This is a genomic window from Pseudomonas sp. SDO5215_S409, from assembly GCF_054071325.1.
This window is the reverse complement of sequence record NZ_JBSVWN010000104.1, coordinates 1-7,970: the sequence shown is the minus strand read 5'-3', so window position 1 is coordinate 7,970 and position 7,970 is coordinate 1. Positions and strand designations below refer to the sequence as shown.

The following is a 7,970-nucleotide window of genomic DNA, read 5'->3' as shown; positions in this document are numbered from 1 at the left end:
GTGGTTTAAACGGATTAAGGTTTGAGTTGTAAGGCGGTGTAGCTCGGACGCTTACTGTTTATTTCAGATGAGTCTTGTATGGTCGGCTTACCAGGCTTCCCTGGGCCTGGCCGCACGTCTTGGCGGATGGTTGAGCGAGACTCGGAAGATTTTTGGTATCACGTTCGTTTTCGCATTTGTGAGGGCGCAAGGGCTCGGTTCAAAAAATTGATGCCATCAGACCCTTCGACGCTGACACACCTACTCTCGCAGCGGAGCCCAGAGCACAAGATTGAGGTGGTTCAGGTTGTGACTCCCCCTTGCATGAATGGGAGTTCTTTAGAACGTATGGAAAAGTTGATCAGTGCGATCGTCGGCTACGACAGAAACGGTGAGTGCGTACTGCTTCATATAGTCGATAGCGGAGCAATCTACAGCAGCTCGCCAGAGGTGTCCGACGCAGGCTTGCTCAGCAATATTCGAACGATCTACGACGCCATGACTGCCGCCGGGAAGCACTTCCATTGCACCAGCAATCAGATCCCGAATCGCTCTTCCGCTGCCACGGCAGCAGGTTAATCCATGAAGATCCAAATCTATTCAGATTTACACAGGGAATTTGCTCGGTTCGAGCCCGCCCCAAGCGATGCGGATGTGGTCATCCTCGCCGGCGATATTGATATCAAATCGCGTGGAGTCTCATGGGCAAACGACACATTCCAGTGCCCGGTGATCTACGTCTGCGGCAATCACGAGTTCTACGGCGGCCACATTGATCACACTCTGCGGAAGATGAAGGAGGCGGCTGCGCCGCATGTCCACGTACTCGAAAACGAGGCCTTAATCCTGAATCAAACTAGGTTTTTGGTCACGACAGCGTGGACAGATTACTCATCAACAGGAGATGTTGCTGCCGCGAAACGCGTTGCCTGGGAATGGATGAACGACTTCACCGTCATCAGAAAAGATGAGAATTACCGACGCCTTCGTCCCGATGACCTGATCGCTAAATCTAAAGCTGCTTATGCCTGGCTCACACAGGAACTGGACAAGCCCTTTGACGGCAAAACGGTTGTCGTTACACACCATGCACCGGCACTGGATCACGTGGGTGACGAGCATCCTAAAAACCTAATTGCAGCTTATGCAAACGATTGGCCTGAGCTCTTGGGCAAGGCCGATCTTTGGATCTACGGGCATACCCATATAGCAGCCAGCTTCGTCAAAAATGGATGCCGTGTGGTGTCAAATCCGCGTGGGTACCCAAACCAAGATACCGGTTTTGATCCTGATTTACTGATAGAGGTTTGATGCCAGTAACTGGTCATTGGGCAAAGCTCACGTGGTAGGCCGAACCTAATGAGATGGAGAATTTTTGATGGTGACGTTGGAAGAAATCTCGCAGCTCTTTTACGGGGCCGGGGAAGAGGTTGCCGGCTGGGAAGGCTCTCAAGAAGACCTGATCTCTTTGGCAGCAAAAATGTTCCCCGGGAAAGCATTTTGCATGGTACGGCAATGGATTTTTATCGACCTCACGGTCAACTCAGATGAAAAAGATAAGCTAACGGGACTTGGTCTACTACCCGCGACTCTGTACGCACATGAAGTCGTTTTCGATAGCCGAAATCGTTTTCAGGCTGGCATGTGGGTGCGCAGCAATTTCGGTGTGTCTTTTAGACAAGGCTGCATGTTTGAAACTAAGAGTACGGTTTATCTCCTCTGGGAATCAGGCCTGAGAAAACAGGCTAGTCTCGGTGCCGCTTTTTCCATGAAAGCCGGTTAAGCAATGACCGCCGCAAATGCATATCGAGCCATTTTGGAGCTTTGGCCGGATGCCTGAAGTAATCGAGTTGGAATTCCACAGTAAGGATTGAGCGACTTTCAAATGGATCGCTTGGTGCGGGCAAGTCTTCGGAAATACAGCGTGCCCATCACGGCCTTCATAAGCAATGCTGTGATCATGGAGGATACGTGCCTTGGTGTGTCATTCGATCACGTTCAACAATACGACACATACCGGACAGTGGATGGCGCCATTCCTCGGACGGGGAAAATTCGGAGAACGTGGAAAGAAGGGCGATTTTGGTGTCTCCAGGCTCAAAAAGGCAATTACGTCATTGGCAATTTCAAACGTGAGGTGGGAAGAACAAGCTTCAATCTACTTCGTTCTTGTGAGCTCGTTTGATCGGCTGCTTTTAGAGCATAAATTATTGCACCGAGGTGGCGGAATTGGATGTGAACTCGCAGTGACACCATCGATGCAACATTTTTTTTTCCGTTAGACGCAGCCCAGCTTGAGTTGTAGGTTGCGTCCGCCAATCGGAAAATTCGGACACTTCCGACGCTTGTTTATCGTGACTGTCGGCGGTTGGCCTGTATTGGCGCGTCAGGCAAGCGGCGATCCAGGCTGCCGACCTACACGTGTTAGCCTTCCATATAACCAAGCTGAAGTCTGAGCTTCCAGTAAGCCTGACAGAAAAATCGACTCCCAATTGTTCTTACTCTCGTGGTAGTCGTCTAGAAAACCTAACTCTTTTTCGAGATTTTTAACGAGATCGGGCAGAGAGGTTGGAGTGTTCTCCAGAGCTCGTACCACTAATTCTGGTTTAGTAATCATTTTAGTCCAACGAGACTGTAGATAATCCTCGATCTCGGTATTTGCAACAATGGTTTCAAAATGGAATTCTATCTCTGTGATATATGTGTGGCTGTTATCAATTGCCAATTTTACACTCACGGATGGCGCAATGCCATGCTGACTGAATGAACATGAGAGTAAACGTTCGGAGAGACACTGATCAAAATATGGGTGAAGTATTCTCTGGCGGCATCGTCCTTTAAGTTTTTCTTGTCTTGCGCTATTGCATTTGCAAGCTGGAACTAGGTTTTTAGAGAAAATTATGAACTCTGGATAGCTGTCTTGAGAGAAAAAATGATCTAACGTCCCTGCTGCTAGCGATCCACACATCGGACAGCCTTTATACGAACTGGAGCTTCGCATGCTGTCGATGAAGCTAACGTCGATATTCGGACTGGAATATAATTTTTCAAGGCGCTCATTCAGGTCTGAGTTCAGTTTTACAGGAGATATTAAAAATGCATTGCCCTCCGCTCGAATATATTGGCGGTAGTTTTCTATTAGATTTTTTTTTGCGTCACGTATTAAATTTCCATTCTTGATTCTTTTGTTATTTGAGAGTGCATCAATAGCTTGAATGTCGTCATAGGGAGGGGCTGGAAGATTTTTCATTTGTATTTTTTTTCCAGTTTAGACCGGATTGAAGTCAATAGCTGGGGTGAAAGCTTGTCGTGGTACTTTAAATAAACCTCGTCCCATGTTAGGTTTTTGTTAACTATTCGGCTTTCTAGTGAGGTGGCTAGGTTCGAAAGTTCATCCTCTTAAAAGACGAAATGTGAAATTAAACCTATATCGGAGCCAAATGTTTGAAGTGCAGTGAAGGGTACTTCGATTAAGTTTTCTTTGGCGGTTCTTAAAATTGTAACTTGCTCGCGGAAAACTTCCCTAACGAAATACACAGAGTGTGTAGCAATGACTGCCGCTGAGCCGGTTAGTTCTAAAAGCTTGTCGAGTAAAGATACAAATTGATTAATAAAGTTTGGATGTAAATGTGTTTCTGGTTCATCAAGAAGTAGGAGCGATCCATTCTCAATATGCAGGCTTGCCTGTGCAGCGAATCTAAGAAAGGATGATTCGCCGCTGCTAAGTGAGTAGCATTTTCCGTCAATAAGTCTCACAGGATCTTTGGCAACATCTACAGATGCGTATCGCTCAAGAAGCCTTTTCTCGCTAGAACTATTCAAGCCTATAAGCTGGGTGAACTGTTCAGAGGTTTTGGACTGTAGATATATCTGCTCTGAATTTTCAATGGCCTCTATCGCAGATAGAAAAATATCCCACCTTGTGTGCTCGCCAATATACTGCTGAGAGCGAGAGACTTGTATCAATTGATCCGTAATAAGATTACTGAGTGCGGCACTGCCAGCTCGATTTAGAGAAAATCTTCTATACCATATTAATGGTCTCACTCGGCGCTCGGAAGGAAATACTTTCAATGTCTCTTTTGTTGGTGCAAATGCCAAAAGACGGTTGAACATAGGGCGATCCAGTGTGTCGCCATCAAGTAATGTACTGGATCCGTTTAATAGAGCTCTTGAGATTTCAGATAGTGTTTGGCTTTTGCCTACGCCATTTTTTCCTATCAGCACGCAAATTCTTTTTGGAAGGTCTATATCGTGGTCGAAAGTAAGCGAAATATTATGTCGGTTTTTAAATTTCGCAAGTTTGAAATCGGTTTTCAGTCTTCTTGAAAAAGTCCTAAAACGTTCGTGTTTAAGCCCTCTTAAGATGGATCCAGAATTCTTAAATGAAAAAAATGATTCTGAACTGCGGACAAATGATTTTGAGAATATTTCCGTTTTTATTGCGATTTTGAAAAGCTTATTTGCAGGTGTAAACTCACTTATGACCACGAGTTCTCGCATCGCTTTCAATGCCGCAATAGCAGCACTTTTTCCAAGTGATGAAATGACTTTTCGGTATTCTTCCATGCTGCAAAGCATCGTGAAATAATTTTCTTTTTTTGTATTTTCAAGGTCGAGAAAATCAAAAGATGGAATTATATTTTCTAGTCTGTATGTTCCGTTTAGATCATTGGGGGATTCTGTAATGAAGCCTATGTAAATATCAACTAAAAGATCTTGACTGTCATCGATGTGTATCCGAGCTTCTGCTTTGCTTCTGAAGCCAAAGTCATTCCATGAGTCAAGTGATGGGGAAATAAGTATTGTGTTGTCTGGTGCGGGGCCAGTTAAGGCTGAGCGGCGACAAAAAATTACGTTTATCTCGGAATTTCCTTTTTTCGAGCTTTTCATATTTATAGTCTTAGAGGTTAAGTTGTGTCGTTCTAATATTGTGATCGCTATCGATCTGCATGGCTAGAGACACTATGGTTAAATTTGCATGGCCTAGTTTTCTTCCAGATTGAGCGTCGGGGGCGAACGGATCAGTCGCACTACGACATTCGGTCAATGCTCACCCCTCATCCCTTCTTCGCTAACCTCCAGATGATGCTCCTAGCGAACCCATCGGTCGCAATTTTCCTCGCCCAAGATTGACCGCAAGCACGCTTCGATGTTAGCTGTATGTATATACAGTTATGATTGAGGCATCCATCATGAGCGTCACCATCCTCGGCCCCTTGGCAGAAGGGGGAGTTCAGCTTCCCTTTTACTCCTTCAGAGTCCCTGCGAACTTTCCATCACCAGCGGCTGATCACCTTGAACAGCATATCTCCATCGACGAATTATTGGACATTCGAGCACCGCATATCTACCTAAGTGCGCATTGAAGGCCACAGCATGGAAGGTGCTGGGATATTCGATGGTGACATGGCAGTGGTGGATCGCTCGATTACTGTCGAGCATGGGCATATCGTTATTGCGGCGGTGAAAATTGCGAGCCGGTCTGCAAGCGTCTGCGCAAGCGTGGGCCCTACATCATCCTCATGTCCGAGAACGTAGGTTAATCACCCGAGCATCTCCTTGATGAAGGGTGCAACGTTCCTGGCGTCGTCGATCCCTCGATGAAAGGAACCTTGCCAATCCAGGCCCAAGGAGGTGAGGCATTTCGGCTGTTCAAAGTCGTAAAAAACAGCGCCAATCTCTTCGGATCTGCGTGCCTGACTGAACCGGCAGACACCTGAGTGCGCGCCCAGAGTCGATGCACCGGATTTGTGGCAGTGTGATCAGATTGTCTGGAATCGACCGCTCTTTTCGTCCCATGTCTCCAGAACGAATGCAGCGATGGTATTGCACGCTGCCGACACGGCCTCCCTGGGGCTCGACTCTATGTTCTTGATGGCCCGCTCGAATTCGAAATCGATGGCGCCGATATTGCGGCTCTTTATGAGCTCGTACAGCGTCTTAGTCGCTAGCCCCTCGCACTTGGTGAGCATTCCTCCTGGGCTGTAGCAGAGTCCAGCACGCTCCAAACTATCCTTGATCCTGTCGATTTTTGCCTTCCGCTCTTTGGCTTGCTGCGGATTAATCCAGAAGCGCCCAGAGGTGTCTTCCTCATCTTCCATGTATCTCTCGATGATGCGACCGACGATGGGGAGTGCATCCGCGCCGCATTCCTTACTGATCCTGCGCAGCCATTCCTGCGCCTTGACGGCCTTGCTACCCTCCGGGGGATCGCCTGGAGCGTTGGCGTACATGAACAGGCTGTCCAAACTGGCATGAGTTTCAAAGGCTGAAACGGAGTCGGCAACTGCAGATATTAAGTATTGAGGAATAGTGTAAGTTCCCATCTGCTTTCCTTGCATTCCTATTGAGCATGCACTGAGTGTATCAGTGCTTCGTTTGAACGCCGGCGACCCCTGGCCGCTCGCATCGGCAAGTGCTACGCATTTCTGCTTACTACATCAAATACACGGGATACCTTAAATATGCTGTCCGAATAGCCTTCGGGTATCCCATGGATATCCCTTTGATAGCTCGATGAAATTGGCCGGGCTTAATTGCTTGATAGCCCTTTGCGATCATCGAGTTTGAAGTGCTACCATCGAGTGGATTCAATAAGAATAACTGTATTTATATACAGTATAATGTCGAATTAACGTAATCCTTTACTGTCTATTCGCACTGTTATTTTCCGTCGCCAAGTGCTGTGGAAAACACTGGTCATCCCGCCATCAGTACAGCCAACTCATCTGCTAGTGCTCCGAAGGCGGTCGTGGAATTTTTATGGATAAATTGCCAGATAAGTTACCGTTTGACGCGACGAAGCTTTTTGAAGCTCTCACGTACCAGCTTGTGGTTGCGCTTGAGTATTGCCACAAGCTGAAGAAGGGGAAGCGTTTGTGGGTCGAGGTTTTCGGGGATGTGACTCTGGAAGACGAGGCTCAGGTTGAGGTCAAGCTCTACGCCGATGCGTTGAGGGATGGCCACCAGAACATCTGGAACACCCTCAATAACTGGCTGAACAAGGCGTTTGACCATACGGCGTACGAAAGCCTGATTTTGGTGACAAACCAAGAGTACTCGCCAAAGTCGACGCTGACCGACTGGAACAGCTTTAACGCTGCCGAGAAGCACGCCTTGCTCACTGCGATCCACGACGGTGCCGAGCAGCGCTTTGCCGCCTCCAAGGCGAAAGAGCCTTCAGAGACCTTGGAGCTCTTGCGATCGGTGATGGCTCCAGCGCTGAAGGATGACTTGCTGAAGGTGCTGGAGAGGGCGGTGTTCATCACCGGCTCGCCGTCGCTCAAAGCGAGGCTCGAAGCCTACGAGGTTGACCAGCTGAGGGTGATACGCGATTCGAAGCGTCAGTCCTACATCGATGACATCCTGGGTTTTATCGGCAGCACCCGGTACATCGACTCCGGCTGGGAAATCACCTGCGAAGAGTTCACCGCCAAGACCGTAGAGCTGACCAAGCGATACATGAAGCATTCAAACACCTTCCCCGAGGTGGATGCTGATGCGCTGAAGCAGAAGATTGTCCTTGAAGAGATCGCCGATCGGCTTTTCGTTCAGAAGATCCGCGAGATCGATGGCGAGTCACGCATCAGGCACGCTGCTCTGCAGCTTCTGATTGCCGGCGAGGTCATTGATGAACTGTACCGAGACAACCTGGCCTCGGATTTTGATATCAAACGCTATCAGAAAAACCATCTTGATCGTCATCTGGACGGTCGGTTAAGTGCGATGGTCGACTGGATGGACGAGACATGCCCCATCCAGCTGAAGCGTCAGTCACTAAAGTTTTTCTACAAGCAGCACGCTGCAGAGGTAGTGCAGCTGAATACTTTCGAAGACACCACTACCGATTTCCGAAATGGCATTTATCACATGCTTGCTGACGTGAAGTCCGATGACGAGGATAGAGAGTTTTACTGGAGGTTATGGCCGTGAATATGGAGGGTGTCAGAAATTTTGTGTTCGGGCATAACATGAGTAAGAGGTGCATA

The 7,970-nt window shown here is 47.9% G+C and carries 7 protein-coding genes and 1 pseudogene; 5 read left to right on the top strand and 3 right to left on the bottom strand.

Annotated features, from left to right (window positions below; translation table 11 throughout):
• Positions 1–327 precede the first annotated feature (327 nt).
• From ACW9H9_RS27845 to ACW9H9_RS27835, 3 genes are all read left to right on the top strand, one after another.
• On the top strand, positions 328–558 hold the full coding sequence (locus ACW9H9_RS27845; protein ID WP_330758350.1) for a hypothetical protein: 231 nt from the start codon (positions 328–330) through the stop codon (positions 556–558).
• Between the two features lie 3 nt (positions 559–561).
• A complete protein-coding gene (locus tag ACW9H9_RS27840) occupies positions 562–1,290 on the top strand; it encodes a metallophosphoesterase family protein (protein ID WP_457346569.1) in 729 nt (242 codons plus the stop codon).
• Positions 1,291–1,357: 67 nt separating this feature from the next.
• Positions 1,358–1,762 carry a DUF6957 family protein gene (locus tag ACW9H9_RS27835; RefSeq protein ID WP_457346570.1) on the top strand — a complete coding sequence of 135 codons (405 nt, stop codon included), beginning with the start codon at positions 1,358–1,360 and terminating at the stop codon, positions 1,760–1,762.
• A 603-nt stretch (positions 1,763–2,365) separates the two neighbouring features.
• Here the strand turns inward: ACW9H9_RS27835 and ACW9H9_RS27830 are convergent.
• Both ACW9H9_RS27830 and ACW9H9_RS27825 read right to left on the bottom strand, forming a co-directional pair.
• Positions 2,366–3,229 (bottom strand): hypothetical protein, encoded by an 864-nt coding sequence (locus tag ACW9H9_RS27830; RefSeq protein WP_330758353.1) that lies wholly within the window; start codon positions 3,227–3,229, stop codon positions 2,366–2,368.
• A 149-nt stretch (positions 3,230–3,378) separates the two neighbouring features.
• The gene (locus ACW9H9_RS27825; RefSeq protein WP_457346571.1) at positions 3,379–4,872 is read right to left on the bottom strand and encodes an AAA family ATPase; all 1,494 of its coding nucleotides are present in this window, start codon (positions 4,870–4,872) and stop codon (positions 3,379–3,381) included.
• Between the two features lie 302 nt (positions 4,873–5,174).
• Here ACW9H9_RS27825 and ACW9H9_RS27820 point away from each other — a divergent pair.
• Positions 5,175–5,516, top strand: a pseudogene (locus tag ACW9H9_RS27820) (LexA family protein); the annotation flags it as partial.
• A gap of 228 nt (positions 5,517–5,744) precedes the next feature.
• Here ACW9H9_RS27820 and ACW9H9_RS27815 read toward each other — a convergent pair.
• On the bottom strand, positions 5,745–6,308 hold the full coding sequence (locus tag ACW9H9_RS27815) for a hypothetical protein (RefSeq protein WP_457346572.1): 564 nt from the start codon (positions 6,306–6,308) through the stop codon (positions 5,745–5,747).
• A gap of 436 nt (positions 6,309–6,744) precedes the next feature.
• Between ACW9H9_RS27815 and ACW9H9_RS27810 the strand changes: the two genes are divergently transcribed.
• Positions 6,745–7,914 (top strand): hypothetical protein, encoded by a 1,170-nt coding sequence (locus ACW9H9_RS27810; protein WP_457346573.1) that lies wholly within the window; start codon positions 6,745–6,747, stop codon positions 7,912–7,914.
• The last annotated feature ends 56 nt before the right edge of the window (positions 7,915–7,970 follow it).

What these genes read in the sequence shown, in the direction of transcription:
- ACW9H9_RS27845 (WP_330758350.1), top strand. Translation starts at nt 328, where the DNA reads ATGGAAAAGTTGATCAGTGCGATCGTCGGCTACGACAGAAACGGTGAG.
- ACW9H9_RS27840 (WP_457346569.1), top strand. Translation starts at nt 562, where the DNA reads ATGAAGATCCAAATCTATTCAGATTTACACAGGGAATTTGCTCGGTTC.
- ACW9H9_RS27835 (WP_457346570.1), top strand. Translation starts at nt 1,358, where the DNA reads ATGGTGACGTTGGAAGAAATCTCGCAGCTCTTTTACGGGGCCGGGGAA.
- ACW9H9_RS27830 (WP_330758353.1), bottom strand. Translation starts at nt 3,229, where the DNA reads ATGAAAAATCTTCCAGCCCCTCCCTATGACGACATTCAAGCTATTGAT.
- ACW9H9_RS27825 (WP_457346571.1), bottom strand. Translation starts at nt 4,872, where the DNA reads ATGAAAAGCTCGAAAAAAGGAAATTCCGAGATAAACGTAATTTTTTGT.
- ACW9H9_RS27815 (WP_457346572.1), bottom strand. Translation starts at nt 6,308, where the DNA reads ATGGGAACTTACACTATTCCTCAATACTTAATATCTGCAGTTGCCGAC.
- ACW9H9_RS27810 (WP_457346573.1), top strand. Translation starts at nt 6,745, where the DNA reads ATGGATAAATTGCCAGATAAGTTACCGTTTGACGCGACGAAGCTTTTT.